This window comes from Pseudoalteromonas sp. Angola-4 (assembly GCF_028599265.1).
GTDB lineage: Bacteria > Pseudomonadota > Gammaproteobacteria > Enterobacterales > Alteromonadaceae > Pseudoalteromonas > Pseudoalteromonas atlantica.
This window is the reverse complement of record NZ_JAQREK010000049.1, coordinates 1-680: the sequence shown is the minus strand read 5'-3', so window position 1 is coordinate 680 and position 680 is coordinate 1. Positions and strand designations below refer to the sequence as shown.

At 43.2% G+C, this 680-nt stretch carries 1 protein-coding gene; it reads left to right on the top strand.

All coding sequences use genetic code 11. The features are described from left to right. The coding region (locus PSH48_RS20695) for a copper resistance protein B (RefSeq protein ID WP_273612289.1) at positions 1–680 on the top strand (680 nt) is incomplete at both ends.

Here is a 680-nt window from a genome sequence, read left to right as displayed (position 1 = left end):
GGGGCTTCATTAATTAGTTTCCCTTTATTAGCGCAAAGTGAAATGGCACAAATGAATAGCGCTAAGATGCAACCACAAGGAGGAAGTGCACCTAAAGATGCAAGAGACCCCCATGCTTACTCTGCGGGAACAACTTTAACAGAAGGCCCATATGCGCTTGAGGGCAATGAGCGATTAACACTCGCTGATGAGCATCCATTTTACGCATTACTAGGCGATCGTCTTGAATATAACGAGCAAGCAAACGCAGGTGTATTTGACTTACAAGCATGGTACGGCACTACCTTTGATCGATTGGTAATTAAAACCGAGGGTGATTTCAGCGAAGGAAGTATTGAAGAAAACCAAACCGATATTTTATGGGGTCACGCCGTATCAGCATATTGGGATACTCAAGCAGGTGTTCGTCTTGATTACAATAAAGAAGGTGAAAATCGGCAATGGTTAGCTTTTGGCTTACAAGGTTTAGCCCCTTATTGGTTTGAACTTGATATGACAGCATACGTAGGTGAGCGAGGCAATACCGCATTTACGTTAGAGGCAGAGTACGAACTATTACTCACGCAAAAGCTAATTATACAACCGCGAGCCGAAATTACACTTTATGGCAAAAACGATAAACAAAACGAACTTGGAAGTGGCCTATCAAGCAGCGCGATTGGCTTTAGGGTTCGTTATGA